At 37.5% G+C, this 19,140-nt stretch carries 18 protein-coding genes; 3 read left to right on the plus strand and 15 right to left on the minus strand.

Annotated features, from left to right (window positions below):
* Positions 1-543: 543 nt before the first annotated feature.
* A complete protein-coding gene (locus tag LW139_RS05190; RefSeq protein WP_166540935.1) occupies positions 544-2,877 on the plus strand; it encodes a TonB-dependent hemoglobin/transferrin/lactoferrin family receptor in 2,334 nt (777 codons plus the stop codon).
* An 83-nt stretch (positions 2,878-2,960) separates the two neighbouring features.
* Here LW139_RS05190 and LW139_RS05195 read toward each other — a convergent pair whose 3' ends face one another.
* From LW139_RS05195 to LW139_RS05230, 8 genes are all read right to left on the minus strand, one after another.
* Positions 2,961-3,311 carry a ribonuclease G gene (locus LW139_RS05195; RefSeq protein WP_109409499.1) on the minus strand — a complete coding sequence of 117 codons (351 nt, stop codon included), beginning with the start codon at positions 3,309-3,311 and terminating at the stop codon, positions 2,961-2,963.
* A gap of 288 nt (positions 3,312-3,599) precedes the next feature.
* The gene (proX, locus tag LW139_RS05200) at positions 3,600-4,595 is read right to left on the minus strand and encodes a glycine betaine/L-proline ABC transporter substrate-binding protein ProX (protein WP_166540936.1); all 996 of its coding nucleotides are present in this window, start codon (positions 4,593-4,595) and stop codon (positions 3,600-3,602) included.
* Between the two features lie 121 nt (positions 4,596-4,716).
* The gene (proW, locus tag LW139_RS05205) at positions 4,717-5,916 is read right to left on the minus strand and encodes a glycine betaine/L-proline ABC transporter permease ProW (protein WP_247850717.1); all 1,200 of its coding nucleotides are present in this window, start codon (positions 5,914-5,916) and stop codon (positions 4,717-4,719) included.
* Positions 5,909-7,108, minus strand: a complete 1,200-nt coding sequence (proV, locus tag LW139_RS05210) for a glycine betaine/L-proline ABC transporter ATP-binding protein ProV (protein WP_109409502.1) — start codon at positions 7,106-7,108, stop codon at positions 5,909-5,911. Before proV ends, proW begins: the two co-directional genes overlap by 8 nt.
* Positions 7,109-7,728: 620 nt before the next feature.
* Entirely contained in the window at positions 7,729-8,697 is a 969-nt protein-coding gene (gene nrdF / locus LW139_RS05215; protein ID WP_109409503.1) for a class 1b ribonucleoside-diphosphate reductase subunit beta, read from the minus strand.
* 24 nt (positions 8,698-8,721) lie between these two features.
* Positions 8,722-10,848, minus strand: coding sequence for a class 1b ribonucleoside-diphosphate reductase subunit alpha (gene nrdE / locus LW139_RS05220; protein WP_247850718.1), 2,127 nt, complete (start codon positions 10,846-10,848; stop codon positions 8,722-8,724).
* Between the two features lie 5 nt (positions 10,849-10,853).
* Positions 10,854-11,273: a class Ib ribonucleoside-diphosphate reductase assembly flavoprotein NrdI gene (gene nrdI / locus LW139_RS05225; protein ID WP_166540939.1), complete on the minus strand. Its 420-nt coding sequence runs from the start codon at positions 11,271-11,273 to the stop codon at positions 10,854-10,856.
* A gap of 11 nt (positions 11,274-11,284) precedes the next feature.
* Positions 11,285-11,509 carry a glutaredoxin family protein gene (locus LW139_RS05230; RefSeq protein ID WP_072070255.1) on the minus strand — a complete coding sequence of 75 codons (225 nt, stop codon included), beginning with the start codon at positions 11,507-11,509 and terminating at the stop codon, positions 11,285-11,287.
* A 283-nt stretch (positions 11,510-11,792) separates the two neighbouring features.
* Here LW139_RS05230 and LW139_RS05235 point away from each other — a divergent pair, with 283 nt between their 5' ends.
* Both LW139_RS05235 and cspE read left to right on the plus strand, forming a co-directional pair.
* The gene (locus LW139_RS05235; RefSeq protein ID WP_109409506.1) at positions 11,793-12,266 is read left to right on the plus strand and encodes a methylated-DNA--[protein]-cysteine S-methyltransferase; all 474 of its coding nucleotides are present in this window, start codon (positions 11,793-11,795) and stop codon (positions 12,264-12,266) included.
* A 197-nt stretch (positions 12,267-12,463) separates the two neighbouring features.
* Positions 12,464-12,673 carry a transcription antiterminator/RNA stability regulator CspE gene (gene cspE / locus LW139_RS05240; RefSeq protein ID WP_023581133.1) on the plus strand — a complete coding sequence of 70 codons (210 nt, stop codon included), beginning with the start codon at positions 12,464-12,466 and terminating at the stop codon, positions 12,671-12,673.
* Between the two features lie 242 nt (positions 12,674-12,915).
* Here cspE and crcB read toward each other — a convergent pair whose 3' ends face one another.
* The 7 genes from crcB to mrdB form a co-directional block, all read right to left on the minus strand.
* Positions 12,916-13,290: a fluoride efflux transporter CrcB gene (crcB, locus tag LW139_RS05245; protein WP_109409507.1), complete on the minus strand. Its 375-nt coding sequence runs from the start codon at positions 13,288-13,290 to the stop codon at positions 12,916-12,918.
* A 13-nt stretch (positions 13,291-13,303) separates the two neighbouring features.
* Positions 13,304-14,269: a lipoyl synthase gene (gene lipA / locus LW139_RS05250; protein WP_198630170.1), complete on the minus strand. Its 966-nt coding sequence runs from the start codon at positions 14,267-14,269 to the stop codon at positions 13,304-13,306.
* Positions 14,270-14,373: 104 nt separating this feature from the next.
* Positions 14,374-15,015 (minus strand): lipoyl(octanoyl) transferase LipB, encoded by a 642-nt coding sequence (gene lipB, locus LW139_RS05255; protein WP_109409508.1) that lies wholly within the window; start codon positions 15,013-15,015, stop codon positions 14,374-14,376.
* A gap of 162 nt (positions 15,016-15,177) precedes the next feature.
* Complete coding sequence (gene ybeD, locus LW139_RS05260; protein ID WP_036912266.1) at positions 15,178-15,441, minus strand: DUF493 family protein YbeD; 264 nt, start codon at positions 15,439-15,441, stop codon at positions 15,178-15,180.
* Between the two features lie 200 nt (positions 15,442-15,641).
* The gene (gene dacA, locus LW139_RS05265) at positions 15,642-16,853 is read right to left on the minus strand and encodes a D-alanyl-D-alanine carboxypeptidase DacA (RefSeq protein WP_210812886.1); all 1,212 of its coding nucleotides are present in this window, start codon (positions 16,851-16,853) and stop codon (positions 15,642-15,644) included.
* 121 nt (positions 16,854-16,974) lie between these two features.
* Positions 16,975-18,012 (minus strand): endolytic peptidoglycan transglycosylase RlpA, encoded by a 1,038-nt coding sequence (gene rlpA / locus LW139_RS05270; RefSeq protein WP_247850719.1) that lies wholly within the window; start codon positions 18,010-18,012, stop codon positions 16,975-16,977.
* 10 nt (positions 18,013-18,022) lie between these two features.
* The gene (mrdB, locus tag LW139_RS05275; RefSeq protein ID WP_072070249.1) at positions 18,023-19,135 is read right to left on the minus strand and encodes a peptidoglycan glycosyltransferase MrdB; all 1,113 of its coding nucleotides are present in this window, start codon (positions 19,133-19,135) and stop codon (positions 18,023-18,025) included.
* Positions 19,136-19,140: the final 5 nt, after the last annotated feature.

The raw sequence follows: 19,140 nt of genomic DNA on the forward strand, positions 1-19,140 counted from the left end.
TCCTTGTGTTCAAAAGTGCGTATATACCTCATAATCATAATTTTATTATTAGCTGATTTTTATCTCATTGAATATCTTTATTTCAATGCTTTAATTTATTTACGATTTAAACATAAAACTAAGACTTAAAATTTACTTGAGTTAATAATTATTTAGCTCTCAAAATAAAGAGAAAATAAGATCCGCAAAACTGTAATTATCAGACTGTTCTGTGTCTGCTCTATTCTTTTTATTTTAAAAATGATTAAATTTTCTTTAGTAATATGTACGTAATTATAATTAGTGAATTAAATGAGGAAAATGAAAATAAGAGATATTAAATACCTTATAATAACTAATGAAATTAGTTTAATTTATTATAAATATTATTTTAGGTGAAATTTAAATCTAACAAGAGTGTATCGATAGTGTAGTTATCTGTATTGAGTGATAAGTGCAAAAAAACTAGATAATGATAATTATTATCATTATCATGATTAGCGCTGTTAGTTACAGCATTAATCATCTATCAAACTAATAACCATACAAAAAGATACTACTATTATGATCCATTTCTTAGCAAAAAATGATGCTTATCGTCAGGGAATTGGGATATTTTCATTTTCATCATCAGCGATAGCATTATTATTGACTTCACTCACTTCGTTAAATAGCTATGCGGCTGAAAGTGTTAAACCAGAAATAACGGCATCCACAAAATCAGAAAGTCCTGCGCAACCTAAATCGCGTGAAAAGATTATTATTGAACCTATTTACGTATCAGGTGAACTCAATTCAAGTGTTGATGCAGGGAGTACGGTTCTGACATTAAAAGATATCGACCGAATTCAGCCTAATAATATTGCAGAGCTGGTGGATAAGTTACCGGGAATTTCATCATCTGGCTCACCAAGACCTGGCGGTCAAACATTAAATATCTGGGGAATGGGTAATCCTGAAGATATTAAAATCACACTTGATGGCACACCCAAAACCTTTGAAAAATATCGCCAAGGTTCAATTTTTATTGATCCCGAATTAATACGCCGTCTTGATGTTGATAAAGGCCCTCATAATATTACTCAAGGTAATGGTGGATTTGGTGGTTCGGTGAGAATTGAAACCAAAGATCCTGATGATTTATTATTACCTGATCAGAATATTGGGATGTTTTTAAAATATGGTCACCATACGAATGATAGACAAAATCGTTATAGTGGTGCGGTATACGGTAAATTACTCGATGGGCAAGCAGATGGATTATTCTATTTTAACCGTCGTGAAAGTGATGATCTGCGACGTCCTGATGGAACTAAATTTGGCTATTCACAATCCGATCAAGATTCTTTTTTAATTAAAACCAATATCTATCTAACCGAAGCACAAACATTAACGTTATCAGCATCACGATCAGAAAGTGACGGCTGGACACCTTGGGCTGCTAAACGGGATGAATTAGCTAAACCTAGCCAAGCTGACGTAGATAAATATGGCTTTGATGCAGCGATGAAACGTAAATTAGTTTATCGTGATCAAAAAGATGACACCTTCAGTGTGAAATGGAATATTCAGCCAGTTGATTCAGATTTAATTAATTTAACACTGACTTACGGTTATTCAAAAACCAAACAAAACGATAGTCGCCCAGAGACAGCTAGCTCCTATTTTAGTGGCAGCATGGGCAATCAAAGTTGGGTCGATTATCGTAATCATCAAATTGAAATTAAAAATGAAAGCACGGTTATGCAAGGTGCTTTAGAGCATAAGGTATTAGTAGGAACACGTTGGCATCGTAATGATCGTGATGTCTTAATGTTTACACGCGATAAAGCTAAGAATCCAAATTATAACTATGGATATTATGCACCTCCTTATATGCCTGAAGGTACGCAAACGACAACCAGTTTCTATCTTCAAGACTCGATGAGTTATAGAAATCTGACGATAACACCGGGTGTTCGTTACGATATCGTTAAAAACCAAGGTAAGGGAAGTCGAGCTATTACCTATCAAGATCCTGATCCCTATTATGGTCATGATTACTCTGATGTAACTTATAGCGGAGCAACACCTCATTTAGGTTTATTATGGAAAATGAACAAAAATTTCAGATTCTTTGGTGATTTAACCTATACATGGCGAGCACCATTGATTGATGAGCAATATGAAGTACAAGGAAGTATTTCTAGCTTAACTGGCACGAGCCGTCATCTAGATAAAGAAACGGTAAGAGCCGCACGAATTGGCGCAATTGCAGACTTTGAAAGTGTTATTCAACAAGAAGACCAACTGCAGTTAAGAACAACACTGTTTGATACTCGTGGTAAAGACGAAATTTTCCGTCGTCGTGGTGTCTATTGTGAAAGTCAAAAGGTGGATGGACATAATGGAAATTGCCCTCCATCAATTGGTAACTACCGTAATTTACCGGGATACCATATTCAAGGGTTGGAAATCGAAGCCTTTTATAATAGCCCTAATGTATTTGGTCGATTAGCGTATTCCACAATGAAAGGAAAGCGCGATCAATCACCGCGTGACCCATGGTTTGGTCAGAAAACATGGATTGCCGAAATTCAACCTGATGCTTTACATGCCACTCTTGGTGTAAAAGTACCAAGTATTAATGTCAATATGGGATGGACGGGGGATTTTATTGGTGCTCAACGCCGTTCACCAATGGATGCCGATCCTGATGCTGGCTATTGGTCATTACCAAAAAGTAAAGGTTATGCAATCCACGGTTTATTTGCAAATTGGGAACCTTCTTTTATAAATAATACTGAGGTTCGTTTTACTGTCGCAAATTTATTTAACCGTGATTACTATCCTTATTTAGGTGAATCAGTTTCAGGTGTAGGACGTGATTATCGATTTACTGTGGTAAAACGTTTCTAATATTACTAAAAATAAAAAAAGATAAACCCCATAGATATTATGGGGTTTATTGTCATTAAGCGTTCAATATTCAAAATATTGAATTAATAACCGTATGATGCAGATGTTGCAATCATTGCCATCATGGTAGTGAAGAAGAAAATAAAGAAAAGAACAGCCATAACGATACTGATAATAAAATAAACAAAGCCAGCTCTATTCCATGTTTCTTGTACTTTCATAAAGGTTTCAACAGAATCGTAATCACCACTTTTCCAAGCCCATTCATTACCTTTAATACCACAAACAAAAATCCAGATAAGGTTAAGTAAAGGAACGAGTGCTAATAATGGAAGATAGGATTTATTACCAAAACCCCAAATAATATTAAACATGAAAGCACCCCAGTTCCAACGTTTAATTTCTTCAGGTACAGGTTTGTTAGTGTAAGACACAATTTATTCCTTATCTAAATCTTCAATATAAAAATGAGAATGCCAAAATGGCAACTGGAGAAAAAGATAATCATAATTGAAGAATTCAATGAATGAAAGGAAGGGGTATTTAAGTGATTAATAAGAAGAATAATCTTAATAATAGAGTAGGAGTAAGATTTTTTATTGTATAAACGTATTTTGTTTAATTACCTATCATTCTAGTTATTTTATAAATAAAAACAGGCCACAATATTGTAGCCTGTTTAATAATAATTTCTATTTTAGAGTCTTTGTTATTTTATGATGTTATTGCGCGGCACTTCGAGCTTGTTCAACCCAACCATCAAATGTTTTCTGATGAGCTTTGATCCACGCATTTGCATGACGTTCAATATCAGCCTGTGATTTTTGACCATTATGCATACGTAAGTTTTGCGCATTGATATCGGCAACAGACACTTTCATGACTTCAAAGAGTTTTGCCGCAGCAGGGTTTTCTTCAGCCCACTTTTTATTTGCTGCAATATGCATGGTACTTGGTGGGAAGCCATAGTTTTTACCATTTGCTAATGTGGTGTCTGTTTTGTCATCACCTGGTAAAGATGAAAATGGCACTTGTAACCAAACAACATCTTTACCCGGTTTTAATACATCACTTATCCAATATGGTGTCCATGTGTAATAAAAAATAGGTTTACCTTCTTTGTAGCGAGTAATGGTATCTGCCATCATAGCCGCGTAATTACCTTGATTATGTGTAACTGATTTTTCTAAATCATAGGCTTTTAAGTGATTATTGATGGCTTCTTCACATCCCCAGCCTGGGTTACAACCTGTTAAATCGGCTTTACCGTCACCATTGGCATCAAAGAGTTTGGCAATTTTAGGATCTTTAAATTGCTCAATATTGGTGATGTTGTATTTTTCAGCTGTTTTCTTGTCAATTAAGTAGCCTTGAGCTGCATTAACGACATAATCGCCTTTACGATAAAAAGTGTTATCACCGCCCGCTGCTTCATATTGCGAGTTATGAAGTGGAACCCAACTTACCGCCATAAAAGTGGCATCACCGTTGGCGATAGAGGAATAAGCAACGTTGTAATCGACTTCTTTGATCGGTTGAACTGTGTAGCCTAATTGTTCGAGTGCTTTGTTGACGATTAAGGTTTGAAAGGTTTCTTCCGAAATTGTACTTTGCACAGGTTGAACCGAAATCCCTTTTCCGGGTAAATCAGCAGCGGATAACTGGGTGCTTATCAGTGTGGCGGACAATACGGTTGCCCAGATAACTGGATTACGCATAGTTTTTCCTTCTGTTGTGATAGTAAGAGATAAATAGCGACAGCGAACTGTCGCCTCTATTTCTTATATTGATTGAACGTTATGTTCTTTATAGATTTTTAATTAATAGTGAAAATATTTATTACGATGCTTTTTTGCCAAATAGTCGGCAAATTAAGCCAATAGGGCCTGTCATATACCAGCATCGATTGCCTTTATGACGACTATTCTGCCCCAAGGATTGCGTTAATCGGTCAAGAATAATCGCGAGAATAACAATACCGGCACCCCCTACAGCAGCAAGTCCCATATCAAGGCGACCAATACCACGTAATACCATTTGACCTAATCCACCAACGGCTATCATTGACGCAATAACAACCATTGAAAGCGCTAACATCAAGGTTTGGTTTACACCAGCCATAATTGTTGGCATGGCGAGTGGTAACTGCACTTTAAACAACATTTGTCGTGGATTTGCCCCAAATGATTGAGCTGCTTCAATTAAATCTTCAGGAACTTGTTTGATCCCTAAAATGGTCAGTCTCACAATAGGCGGCAAAGCAAAAATAATAGTGACTACAACACCTGGCACATTACCAATCCCAAATAGCATTACAATAGGCACTAAGTAAACGAATGCAGGGGTAGTTTGCATTGCGTCAAGTAAAGGCCGAACAATTTTTGATGCCTTATCACTATTGGCAAGCCATATCCCCAAGGGAAGTCCAATTATCAGACAGAACAGTAACGAAGTTAGTACTAAAGCAAGCGTAACCATTGCTTCAGACCAAGCGCCAATCGCACCAATTAATATCAATGAAATAAACGAGGTGATGCCCATCACTTTGCCTGAGAGTTGCCATGCAATCAGTGAAAATAGAATAATGGCAACAGGTGCTGGCATTGAGGTTAAGAAATTCTCAAAGCCACTTAACACAAAATCAACGGGGACTCGAATACCTTGGAACACAGGACGAAAGTGCAATACTATCCAATCAATTGCGTCGGTAACCCACGAATCCAAAGGGATCAGTGTATTATGAAAGGGGTCCATAAGATTAAAAGAGTCTGGCGCAACATCAGTAGGTGTTGCATCTAGCCAATCACTCCCTGCGGATGATGTATCAATAGTGTCGCTACCACTGCCAGCTCCCCATGGATCGGCATCTGCCGATGAACTGTCAGCACTGCTCCAAGGATCACTTTCTGTTGTACTGGCATCGGTTGTAGCCCAAGGATCATCATTTACGCTATGGGTTGTCTCCTGAGCTGTCTCGCTTGTTGCGGTTTCTTGGATATTTGTATCTAAAACCGTATCTTGATTTGTTGTATTACTCATTTGGCGTCTCCTTATCCAGTGCTTGTAGTAACATTCCTTTAGAAATTAAACCGATATAGCGGTTTTTTTCATCAATAACAGGAATAGCACAGGGAGATTGTGCAACAGTTGAAATCAGCTCATTTAATGGTGTATCACCATTTATAGCGCAAGGTTCGGATAAAATGGCTGATTCAATAGGTTGTTTATTTTTTAGAGCCTCTTCAAGAGAGTTCACAGAAACAATACCAATAAACTTCCTACCTCGTTCAATGAGATAACCAAAATTTCTATCTTCATCTTCAAGCACTTTTAATGCTGAGCGAGGGCCGAAACCGGGAGCAACATGTAATAAGGTTTCAGGGCGACGTTTGGCAATATCTTTTGCACTAAATACATGGCTAATATCAACCCCACGGAAGAATGTGCGTACATAATCATTAGCTGGATTATTTAGTATTTCATCAGGTGTGCCGATTTGGACGACGACCCCACCTTGCATAATGGCAATACGATCACCAATACGCATGGCTTCATCAAGATCATGAGAAATAAACACAATAGTACGCTGTTTATCGCCTTGTAAGCTCAATAACTCATCTTGCATTTCAGTTCTAATTAATGGGTCAAGTGCTGAAAAGGCCTCGTCCATTAACAAGATATCGGGATCATTGGCAAGTGCACGAGCTAGACCAATACGTTGACGCATCCCACCAGAAAGCTCATCAGGCCAAGAGTTTGCGTAGCTACCAAGATTGACTTGCTCTAACGCATCCATTGCTTTTTTATAACGTTCGTCTTTGCTTAATCCAGCAAGATCCATTCCGAAAGCTGTGTTATCAAGCACATTCATATGTGGCATTAAGGCGAATGACTGAAACACCATACTGATTTTTTTACGTCGAACTTGTCGTAATTCTTTATCAGACATGGTGGCAATATTTTCACCATCAATAAGCACCTCTCCCTTTGTAGGAGAGATCAGACGATTGAGAAGGCGGACTAGGGTGGATTTACCTGAGCCAGATAATCCCATGATGACAAATATTTCGCCTTCTTCAATTGCCAGATTTGCATTTTGAACACCAACGGTTAAACCTGTTTTATCAAAAATCTGATCTTTATTCATACCCGATTTTAATAATTCAAAGGCTCGTTTGGGGTGCTCGCCAAATACTTTATAGAGATTTTTCACTTCGAGTTTAATTGCCATGCAATATATTATTTCCTATTTAAATAATGAAAGGAATAAATTAAATTTAATTAAATCAGTATTGTTGTTTTCCTAAATAAGATTTTTAGTAAGGGAAATACCCTACCACAATGATTGCATCTGACAACCCTATGTTAATTATAATTAATTAAAAAATCGGGATGTTTTTTCTTTATTTTTATAATGATTAACAATTAAATAAAGTGAAATAAAACTTTTTTATTAAAAGATGATATTTCTTTTAACTTACTGAAATACAGTTGTTTTTAAAGATATTATTATTTTGATTAGGATCTCAATAAAAACAGGCATTAAATAACTAAATTGAGGAAAAAATAAGGAAAAAATAAATGAAAAAAAATCCATATACATTAGTAAATGTAATGATTTTTAGCTTGTTATCGGTTTGAATATTTTAAATAAGCTAAAACCATTCGTAAAAAATTGATTATTTGAATAAATCAAACGGTAAAAATCATACAATTAGGTGGTTTATTGAACGTAAAAAAACGCACAAAAAAATAATATCTATTTTTCAGTGCGTTACGTTAAAATCGAAATATATAATTAAATTGAATGTATTTTATTGTCTCTAATACACTTAGTTGTATTATTTTGTATTAAAAATCCCAATCATCGTCTTCAGTATTAATGGTTTTTCCAATAACATAAGATGAACCTGAGCCAGAAAAGAAATCGTGATTTTCATTAGCATCAGGCGACAATGATGAAAGGATCGCTGCACTGACATCTGTTATTTCATCAGGGAATAATGCTTCATAACCTAAATTCATTAATGCTTTATTTGCATTATAATGAAGGAATTTTTTTACATCCTCTGTCCAACCAACAGTATCATAAAGATCTTCAGTATATTTAACTTCATTGTCATATAAATCCAATAATAATGAGAATGCAAAATCTTTAATATCTTGTTTCTCTAATTCAGATTTATTTAATAACTGGTTTTGAAATTTATAGCCAATATAATAACCATGAACGGCTTCATCACGAATAATGAGACGAATTAAATCGGCTGTATTGGTTAATTTTCCTCTGCTTGACCAATACATAGGTAAATAGAATCCAGAATAAAATAAAAAAGATTCTAAAAATACACTGGCAATTTTTTTCTTTAAAGGATCGCTGTCTTGATAATAGCGCAGAATAATATCTGCTTTCTTTTGCAGGTAAGGGTTTTCCTCACTCCAACGATATGCCTCATCAACATCTGTTGTTAAGCAGAGTGTGGAAAATATCGAACTGTAAGAGCGAGCATGAACAGCTTCCATAAAACAGATGTTGGATAACACCGCCTCTTCATGTGGCGTCAATGCATCGGGCATCAATGTTGGCGCGCCTACTGTATTTTGGATTGTGTCCAGTAACGTTAACCCAGTAAAAACACGAATAGTGAGCTGCTTTTCGGCTTGAGTTAATGTGTTCCATGAAGGAATGTCATTAGAGAGTGGAATTTTTTCAGGTAACCAAAAATTCATGGTTAAACGGTTCCAAACCTCTAAATCTTTTTCGTCTTCAATACGATTCCAGTTAATCGCATTAACATGACTTAATAAAGGTGATGACATGCTATGTTCTCCTTATTGTAATTATTAAAGTGCGCACGAAACACAGCCTTTTATTTCAGTGCCTGCTAATGCGGATTGTCGGATACGAATGTAATACAAGGTTTTAATTCCTTTACGCCAAGCATAAATTTGTGCTTTGTTAATATCTCTAGTTGTGGCTTCATCTGAAAAGAATAATGTCAGTGATAAGCCTTGATCGATATGTTGTGACGCTTCTGCATAGGTATCGATAATCTTTTCTGCCCCAATTTCATACGCATCTTGATAATATTGGCGATTTTCATTAGTCATAAATGGGGCTGGGTAATAAACACGTCCAATCTTGCCTTCTTTTCTAATTTCTATTGGTGCTGCAATAGGGTGAATGCTTGATGTGGAATGATTTATATAGGAAATAGACCCAGTAGGTGGTATCGCTTGTAAGTTTTGGTTGTAGATCCCATGCGTCATAATAGAGTGCTTGAGTGTTTGCCAATCTTCTTGTGTAGGAATATGGATATTCGATTGACTAAACAACTGGTGGACTTTCTGTGTTTTTGGCAGCCATTGTTGTGATACATACTTATTAAAGTATTCACCTGTTGCGTATTTTGAGTTTTCAAAACCTTTAAAGTGTTGTTTTTTTTCAATGGCTAATTGGTTTGAAGCTAATAACGCATAATAAGTGACAGTATAAAAATAGATATTGGTGAAATCTAATGCTTCTTCAGAGCCGTAATAAATTCTTTCACGCGCTAAATAGCCATGCAAATTCATTTGTCCTAAACCAATCGCATGAGAAGCGAGATTACCTTTTTCAATAGAAGGAACTGACTCAATTTTCGTCATTTCAGAGACATTGCTTAATGCCCTAATTGCAGTGTTGACGGTATGTGCAAAGTTAGGAGAATCCATTGCCATAGCAATATTCATAGAACCTAAGTTACAACTGATATCATGACCGATATGGCGATAGCTTAAGTCTGGGTGATACTCACTTGCGCTGTTGACTTGTAAAATTTCAGAGCAGAGATTGCTCATGTTAATTCTACCTGCGATAGGATTTGCGCGATTTACCGCATCTTCAAACATGATATAAGGATAGCCAGACTCAAATTGAATTTCGGCTAATGTTTGAAAGAACTCTCTCGCTTTAATTTTCTTTTTACGTATTTGTGCGTTATTCACCATCTCACTGTATTTTTCGCTAACACTGATTTCTGACATTGGTACGCCATAAACACGTTCTACATCATAAGGTGAGAAGAGATACATATCTTCATTACGTTTTGCTAATTCAAACGTGATATCAGGGATAACAACGCCTAAAGAGAGAGTTTTTATTCGGATTTTTTCATCTGCATTCTCTCTTTTGGTATCAAGAAAATGATAGATATCAGGATGGTGAGCATGAAGATAAACAGCGCCAGCGCCTTGTCTTGCACCTAATTGGTTTGCATAGGAAAAAGCATCTTCAAGCATTTTCATGACGGGAACTACGCCAGAAGATTGATTTTCTATACGCTTAATAGGGGCACCGGCTTCACGTAAATTAGTAAGCAAAAATGCAACGCCGCCGCCACGTTTAGAAAGCTGTAATGCAGAATTGACCGATCGACCGATAGATTCCATATTATCTTCAATACGCAATAGAAAGCAGGAAACCAATTCACCACGTTGTTGTTTTCCACAATTTAGGAAAGTTGGTGTTGCGGGCTGGAAACGACCACTAATAATTTCATCAACGAGATGAATGGCAAGGTTGGTATCACCTTGTGCAAGAGTAAGCGCTACCATACAGACGCGATCTTCATAGCGTTCAAGATAACGCTCACCATCAAAGGTTTTTAAGGTGTAACTGGTATAGTATTTAAAAGCACCTAAAAAAGATTGAAAGCGAAATTTTTTGCTATAAGCATGTTTGAATAGCTGTTTGATAAAGGCAAATTCATATTGTTCTAATACTTGAGCTTCGTAATAGTGTTGTTGTACTAAAAACTCGAGTTTTTCTTTTAAATCATGAAAAAACACTGTGTTTTGATTTACATGTTGACGAAAAAAATGATGTGTCGCTAATTTGTCTTTATCAAACTGAATATTACCTTGCTCATCATACAGATTTAGCATGGCGTTTAAGGCATGGTAATCAAGTTGTTCTATTGATTGTGTCATGTTAATTATCTCGTGACGCAGTGGTCTGCTAGGTTTGACCAAAACGTACTTAAACCAGTCTTTACACGTTTTACATCTTCTGGTGTGCCTAATAGCTCAAATCGATATAAAAAAGGGATTTGGCATTTTTGTGCAATGATGTCTCCAGCCAACCCATAAGCTGTACCAAAATTTGTATTTCCAGAAGCAATAACACCGCGTATTAGTTGGCGGTTTTCACGAATATTTAAAAACTGAATAACCGCTTTAGGAACTGCACCTTTAGTACCGCCACCACCGTAAGTAGGGCAAAGCAACACAAATGGCTGTGTTGCAAGTAATATTTCATCTTCAATAATTCTAGTCGCCTGTAAATGAAGCTTTTGTACAAAGCGATGGCAGTTTTCCGAACGACTTGAAAAATAGATCAAAGGTGCAGTTTGCATGAAAGGCTCCTTTAGAGCGTAATCTGTCTTATCTTATCAGGGCAGAAACCCGACCAATGTTGATCACCATGAACAACAACGGGAACTTGGCGATATCCCATAGAGACTATTTGAGCTAAGGCTTGTGTATCTTGGGTGAGATCAACAGCAACAAACGGAATATTTTTCTGTTTTAATGCGCGTTCTGTGGCACTACATTGAACGCAATTCGGTTTGGTATAGAGGATAACAGACATAAAAATAACCCTTATAAAAATATGGATGCGTCTGTTTTCACATCCATAATGAGAAGTACTTAAATACTATATATAGAGTTATTTATTTTCAACCACACAATATATGGTGTTTTTCTATTTTGATAATGATTATCATTAAAATTAAACAGTTAGCGCACTAATTTTATTTTTCGATCTCGCTATTGATCCATTTTTATTAGATATACAAGTAATTAGATGATTGCATTATCAATCACGCATGATTTACTCTTAGTGCTACAGACAAATCAGCAGAGAAAATATTATGTACCAAGACTATCTCGATGCACCTGTTGGCTTCCCAAAACCTTATATCTCTATTACAGCCAATGAAAAAGGGATCACCAGCCTCTATTTTGTAAATGACAAAGATGTTGCTGTGAATTCAAGCCCCGTAATTAATCAATGTATAAAACAATTAAAAGAGTATTTTGCGGGTAAACGTACCGCCTTTTCTGTGCCACTGGCACCAGAAGGAACGGAGTTTCAAAGCCGTGTTTGGAAGACATTACAGACAATCCCTTATGGTGAAATTTGGAGTTATAAAAAATTGGCACTTACATTAGGTTCGGTCAATTATTGCAGGGCGGTCGGAATGGCAAATTCACGCAATCCAATTTCTTTAATTATTCCTTGTCATCGAGTTATTGGTCATAACGGCAAGTTAGTTGGCTATACCGGCGGGTTAGATATTAAGCGTTGGCTACTTCAATATGAAAAAGTAGAAGTTGATGAATAGTTCAGATTGTAAGTATTAAGTATTGTTTCTTAAGTGAACTATGCGTTAAGGCATGGGATTTGTCTGAATATTAATCATTTAGCAGAAAAAAAATGTGAGTTTCGTGATCTAGGCTGTGGACAGGGAATCATCATTTTTGTTTTACTATAGCCAACGCAAAACGCTTGCGTTTATTTTCTATTTTAAAGGTAAACTTGATGTCTAAATTAAAAGGTAACGTTAAGTGGTTTAACGAAACTAAAGGTTTTGGTTTTATCACTCCAGAAGATGGCAGCAAAGATGTATTTGTACACTTTTCCGCTATTACATCAGAAGGCTTTAAAACCCTTGCTGAAGGTCAAAAAGTAGAGTTTGAAGTTACTGACGGCGCGAAAGGGCCATCTGCTGCAAACGTTGTCGCTATCTAATTAACGACTTCTTTGAGACAGTAAAAACCCGTTTTTAACGGGTTTTTATATTTATATAGCAAAACTCGTTTTTAACGGGTTTTGTATTTTATATAGCAAAACTCGTTTTTAACGGGTTTTGTATTTTATATAGCAAACTCGTTTTTAACGGGTTTGTATTTTATATAGCAAATCCGTTTTTAACGGGTTTTAATGTTTCTAGAGTTAAACCTATTATTGAATAGGCTATTATGTCTCTAATATTACATTTCACGTAATAACCAAAATGCAAATGCTGTCATTAAAAATGAGCCCGCTAAATTAGCCCCCATGGTGCTTAATGCCCATCCAATTTTCCCTTCTGTTAAGAGAGAAACCACTTCAACCGAAAAGGTTGAAAAAGTTGTCAGACCGCCACAAAAGCCCGTTGTCAGCATAATTTTCCAAATAGGATCAATATGTGGTGCTTTGCTAAACCAAGCGATACCAAAGGCAATAATAAATGCACCAATACAGTTAGCAACAAAGGTGCCTGTGGCAAAATGAGGAAAAATAGAATTTAGGCGGTAGCTAATTAGCCAGCGTAATACGCTACCTAAACCACCACCTATAAATACAGCAATTGCAATGTTAAGCATGAGAGATTAATCGTTATTTAACCTCAATCCCCTGAGCTTGAAGGTCGGCATGATAAGATGAGCGAACAAAAGGCCCACAAGCTGCGTGAGTAAAGCCCATTGCAAGTGCTTGTTCTTTCATATATTCAAACTCGTCAGGACTGACGTAGCGTTGAACAGGAAGATGGTGGCGACTTGGCTGTAAATATTGCCCTAATGTCAGCATCGTTACCCCATGTTTACGCAGATCACGCATAACGTCAATAATTTCTTCGTTGGTTTCCCCAAGACCTACCATCAGGCCTGATTTTGTTGGAATATCAGGGTGTGCTTGTTTAAAGCGTTCTAATAGCGTCAATGACCATTGATAGTTAGCACCTGGGCGTACTTGACGATAAACGCGAGGTACATTCTCTAAGTTATGGTTAAAGACATCTGGTGGAGTGTCTGTCAGGATCTCAAGTGCTTTATCCATACGACCACGGAAATCTGGCACTAGTGTTTCAATACGAATAGTAGGATTCTTTGCACGAATAGCGGCGATACAATCGGCAAAATGTTGGGCACCGCCATCACGTAAGTCATCACGGTCTACTGAGGTGATAACAACATAGCGTAATCCCATATCTTTAATGGTTTGTGCGAGCTTCTCTGGCTCTTGTGGATCGGGAGTATTTGGTCGGCCATGAGCGACATCACAAAATGGGCAACGACGTGTACAGATTGCGCCCAAGATCATAAAGGTTGCCGTTCCGTGATTGAAGCACTCTGCAAGGTTAGGACAAGATGCCTCTTCACAGACAGAATGAAGGCCATTTTTACGCATTGCTGCTTTGATGCCCTGAATTTTACTTGAATCAGCGGGCAGCTTTATTTTCATCCAATCAGGTTTGCGTAGCAGTTGTTCACGTTCTGTAGCGACTGTTTTAACAGGAATAAGTGCCATTTTATCGGCGTCGCGATATTTAACTCCGCGTTCCATCTGAATAGGTTTACTCATAATTGTGCCAGTTCCAGTTATCTAGAGTGATTAACACGATGTGACTGAGGTAATCAGGGTTTTAAAAAAAAATGACAAATGTTAAAAAAATTATAGCATTTTTATTACTGTGGTTGGAATCCTAGTTGTGTACAAAAATGCTTAACTAATAATGGTGCTACCTGTGTCGTTGTCGTATTAGGAGCAAAATCAATTAACTGTGTCATTTTCAGATCAGAATAACCACAAGGATTTATTCGTGAAAAAGGGGATAAATCCATATCAATATTGAGGGCTAAACCATGAAAAGAGCAACCTTTACGAATACGTAGCCCTAACGAACAGATTTTATCGCCTTTCACATATACGCCCGGTGCATCAGCGCGAGCATAAGCTTCTACATTAAATTCCGCTAGCGTATCAATAACGGTATTTTCAAGTGCAGTGACTAATTGGCGAACACCAATATGGTTACGTTTTAAATCCACTAAAACATACATGACTTGTTGGCCTGGGCCATGATAGGTCACCTGACCGCCACGATCAGATTGAATAACAGGAATAGTTCCTGTGTTTAATAAATGTTCAGCTTTACCTGCTTGGCCTTGAGTAAAAACTTGTTCATGTTGAACGAGCCATATTTCATCAGGAGTGTGACTTTCCCGTTTTTCCGTAAACTGATGCATAGAATCAGAAACCGGTAAGTAGGGTTTCACACCTAATTGGCGAATAATGATTGTTTTGTCTTGCACCGTGAAAATCTTCATTTGTAGCGTAATTGTGAAGAGCAGTATAACGCCCCAGTAAATGAACTACCAGATTGAGATGTTTTTTTTCCGAAGAGGAGAGAAAAATGAAAGATATTAAGATAAGAAAAAGCGCCTGAGTAAAAGGCGCTTTTGAAAAATTCATCATTTTAAATGAAGGGATTACAGAACCATACGAACTAGTTCAAGCTCACCTAACTCTTTATACAGTGTTTCTACTTGATCGATATGGGTTGCATTGATCGTAATAGAAACTGAATGGTAATTGCCTTTGCTGCTTGGTTTTACAGAAGGAGTATAATCACCTGGTGCGTGGCGTTGAATAACTTCAACGACTTGATCCACTAATTCTGGTTTTGCATGACCCATCACTTTATAAGTGAAAGAACATGGGAACTCTAACAGTTCATTTAATTTTGTTTTCATCATAATGTAATTCCTTAAGACAACAGACACTGTTGTTTTAATTATCTATATCTACACCTAATCTTGACAAATAAAAAGCGCATTCCTTAATTATTAAGGAATGCGATACTGGTAATTAGGGTAAATAGGGGAATGGTAAATGTGTTTATGCCAATATCTATATGTAAGTTATATGTGGTCACATTTATCTTTTTCAAGTCTTAGCCAAACCAGTGTGAGAATAATAATTTGATGTAATCGATAATGCGACTAAAGAAGCCACCTTCTTTTACTTCATTCATCACCACGAGTGGACGTTGTTCAATAATTTGCCCATCAAGTTGGAAATTAATGGTTCCGACAACTTGGTTTTTAGTCACTGGGGCATGTAATTCTACATTATCAAGTACATAGCTTGCTTTTAAGTCTTTTAATCGACCACGAGGGATAGTTAAATAAACATCTTTATCTACGCCTAATTGTACTTTATCTGTTTCACCATACCAAATTGGTTCAGCTGCAAACTCTTTACCTACTTGGAGTGGTTTTACTGTTTCAAAGAAGCGAAAACCCCAAGTCAGCAATTTTTTACTTTCAGCATCACGACCTTTAGATGAATGGCCACCCATTACTGCTGAAATTAAGCGCATATTGCCTTCGGTTGCTGAGGCAACTAAGTTATAACCTGCTGAGGCAGTGTGGCCAGTTTTAATACCATCCACATTTAAACTGCTATCCCATAACAATCCATTTCGATTCGTTTGGCGGATATTGTTATAGGTATACTCTTTCTCTTTGTAGATGGCATATTCGTCAGGTACATCACGAATTAATGCGGCTCCAATTAACGCCATATCACGAGCAGAGCTATATTGCCCTGGAGCATCAAGTCCATGAACTGTTTGAAATTGGGTGTTTTTTAAGCCGAGACGTTTAACGTAATCGTTCATCATGGTGACAAATGTATCTTGGCTACCTGCGACATAAGAGGCCATTGCAACACAAGCATCATTACCTGATTGCAAATTAATACCACGGGTTAATTGTGCGACAGTAACTTGGTCGCCAGGTTTTAAGAACATTAAAGAGGAGCCACGAAAAACAGGGTTACCCGTTGCCCATGCCTCTTCACCAATTGGCACGATATCGTTATTAGTAATTTTGCCTGCGCGAATAGACTGTCCAATAACATAACTGGTCATCATTTTGGTTAAACTTGCAGGATCGCGACGAACATCAGCATTCATTTCAGCCAGCACTTTCCCAGAATTATAATCAATAAGAATATAAGATTCGGCTTCGATATTAGGAACAGCGGGTATCATTGTTTTTAGTGAATCATCAGCCAAGCTTTGATGCGTTACTGTCAATAAAGCAAAAGTGGCACTTAATAGGCTCGTTCTTAGTAATTTAGCTGGGAGTGTCTGTTTCATTCTGTTTGTTTAATCCGAAAATTCAGGGAAAAATAGGGGCTGATAAATAAAATATCAGCAAAACCAGGCAATTCTACGCTTGAATTTGCTGATATAAAAAGGATTTTACGGCATCTTACCTTTATTGAGTAATAATAAACCCAGAGATATCTTTAACTTGTTTCAGTTTGTTTTTTATTGCTTCGGCTTGATCTTTAGAGGAATAAGGGCCGAGTTGTACCTTATATAGTCCATCTGTTTTATTAATCACGCCTTGAGTACCAAATGATGACGATAAATCATTGAGCCAAAACTGAGCATTATTTTCGTTACTGAGTGCGCCAACTTGTACATAAAAGCCTTGTGCTATGGAGTTTGATAGTAATACTGGAGCTGGAGCTGGAGCTGGAGCTGGAGCTGGAGCTGGAGCTGGAGCTGGAGCTGGAGCTGGAGCTGGAGCTGGAGCTGGAACTGAAGTTGGAACTGAAGTTGGAGCTGAAACTTTGGCTTCTGGTTGTGCTGGTGGCTCAATAGGCATATTAACAGGTGCTGATGTTGTTAATGGCGTAGATGTTGTTGATTGAGCATTAAAATTAGGGCGTTCGGGTAAGGCTGTTGTTTTCTTCTCAATTTGAGCCCCATGTGTACCAATACCACTCATATGGCCATTTTGATCGACGACGATCCCTTCAATTTGCAATGGTGTTGTTGGCATTAAACGCAAACTATCAGAAACGGCGGGAGTGACTTGGATTTGTTTACCGTTGACGTAAGGGCCACGGTCATTGATCCTGACAACCATTGTGCGCCCATTGTGTAAGTTTGTAATTTTTACATAACTTGGAATGGGTAATGTGGGATGTGCAGCTGCAAATTCATAGGGATTGACACGTTCACCAATAGTCGTTAAACGACTCATAGCTAAGCTATCATAAACAATAGCCTCTCCTCGCTCACTAAAGTTTGCGGGATCAGTCACAATACGATAGACCACACCATTTTTTCGGTAATCTTGATTTGCCGTTGGGTGATAAGGCTCGTAACGAGGTTCAGCACCGAGAACACGTTGAACAGGCACATTGGGTAATGGTGCTGGCTGTTTATTAGTGTTCGGTTTATCAACAACACACCCTGAAAGTAGCAATGCACTGATACCTATCAAAACCCATTGCAGACGCATAGAAACCTCATTATAAACTTTTCGATAATAGTTTTCGGTGTGTATGAATAGACATAACAATGCCAAATCCTGCCATTAAGACAATTAGGGCAGAGCCTCCATAACTCATTAGCGGTAACGGAACACCGACAACAGGAAGAATACCACTCACCATTCCTATGTTGACAAAGACATAGACAAAGAAGATTAGCATTAATCCGCCAATCATTACTCTACCAAATGTATTTTGTGCTTTCGTTGCAAGGTAAAGGCCTCGCGCAATTAAGAGTATATAAAGAGCTAGCAGTATCAAAACACCAATTAATCCGAGTTCTTCAGCCAATACAGCAAAAATAAAGTCTGTATGGCGCTCTGGTAAGAATTCTAATTGAGATTGCGTGCCTTGTAACCATCCTTTTCCATGTAATCCGCCAGAACCAATGGCAATTTTAGATTGGATGATATGATATCCGGCGCCGAGCGGATCAGATTCAGGGTCAAGCAGCATCATTACCCTAGCTTGTTGGTAATCATGCATAAGGAAAAACCAGAGTATGGGGATAAAAGCAGCAACAAGAACTATGGCTACAGTGATAAGGCGCCAACTCATTCCTGCAAGAAAAAGAACAAATAAACCCGATGCGGCAACAAGAATTGATGTTCCTAAATCGGGCTGTGCCGCAACTAATAACGTTGGTACAAAAATAAGTACCAAAGCAATAGCTGTATTACGCAACGTAGGCGGGCAGATATCGCGGTTCATAAATCGTGCTACCATTAATGGCACCGCAATTTTAGCAATTTCTGAAGGTTGGAAACGTACAATACCTAAATCTAACCAGCGTTGAGCACCTTTACTTATTTGACCAAAGACATCAACAAGAATAAGCAAGATAACGCAAAAGAAATAGAGATGTGGAGCCCAACTCTCATAGACTCGTGGTGGGATTTGAGCCATGACTATCATGATCATAAACCCCATACCAATCTGGCCTAATTTGCGTTGCATCATTTCTGGATCTTGGCCACTTGCACTCCACATAATAAATGCGCTGTATCCCAATAAAGCAATAATACAGAGCAAGAATAGAGGGTCTATATGGACTCGGGTCCAGAAGGATTTTTTCTTATTATTTTCAGTCATAATGA

Source organism: Proteus vulgaris, from assembly GCF_023100685.1.
Lineage (GTDB): Bacteria > Pseudomonadota > Gammaproteobacteria > Enterobacterales > Enterobacteriaceae > Proteus.

Bases quoted from the DNA above. Each gene is read 5' to 3' on its own strand.
- lipB (WP_109409508.1), bottom strand. From the start codon at position 15,015: ATGAAGATTTTCACGGTGCAAGACAAAACAATCATTATTCGCCAATTA.
- LW139_RS05235 (WP_109409506.1), top strand. From the start codon at position 11,793: ATGTACCAAGACTATCTCGATGCACCTGTTGGCTTCCCAAAACCTTAT.
- nrdI (WP_166540939.1), bottom strand. From the start codon at position 11,273: ATGCAAACTGCACCTTTGATCTATTTTTCAAGTCGTTCGGAAAACTGC.
- proV (WP_109409502.1), bottom strand. From the start codon at position 7,108: ATGGCAATTAAACTCGAAGTGAAAAATCTCTATAAAGTATTTGGCGAG.
- proX (WP_166540936.1), bottom strand. From the start codon at position 4,595: ATGCGTAATCCAGTTATCTGGGCAACCGTATTGTCCGCCACACTGATA.
- cspE (WP_023581133.1), top strand. From the start codon at position 12,464: ATGTCTAAATTAAAAGGTAACGTTAAGTGGTTTAACGAAACTAAAGGT.
- dacA (WP_210812886.1), bottom strand. From the start codon at position 16,853: ATGAAACAGACACTCCCAGCTAAATTACTAAGAACGAGCCTATTAAGT.
- mrdB (WP_072070249.1), bottom strand. From the start codon at position 19,135: ATGACTGAAAATAATAAGAAAAAATCCTTCTGGACCCGAGTCCATATA.
- crcB (WP_109409507.1), bottom strand. From the start codon at position 13,290: ATGCTTAACATTGCAATTGCTGTATTTATAGGTGGTGGTTTAGGTAGC.
- proW (WP_247850717.1), bottom strand. From the start codon at position 5,916: ATGAGTAATACAACAAATCAAGATACGGTTTTAGATACAAATATCCAA.
- rlpA (WP_247850719.1), bottom strand. From the start codon at position 18,012: ATGCGTCTGCAATGGGTTTTGATAGGTATCAGTGCATTGCTACTTTCA.
- LW139_RS05230 (WP_072070255.1), bottom strand. From the start codon at position 11,509: ATGTCTGTTATCCTCTATACCAAACCGAATTGCGTTCAATGTAGTGCC.
- lipA (WP_198630170.1), bottom strand. From the start codon at position 14,269: ATGAGTAAACCTATTCAGATGGAACGCGGAGTTAAATATCGCGACGCC.
- ybeD (WP_036912266.1), bottom strand. From the start codon at position 15,441: ATGAAAACAAAATTAAATGAACTGTTAGAGTTCCCATGTTCTTTCACT.
- LW139_RS05190 (WP_166540935.1), top strand. From the start codon at position 544: ATGATCCATTTCTTAGCAAAAAATGATGCTTATCGTCAGGGAATTGGG.
- nrdF (WP_109409503.1), bottom strand. From the start codon at position 8,697: ATGTCATCACCTTTATTAAGTCATGTTAATGCGATTAACTGGAATCGT.
- nrdE (WP_247850718.1), bottom strand. From the start codon at position 10,848: ATGACACAATCAATAGAACAACTTGATTACCATGCCTTAAACGCCATG.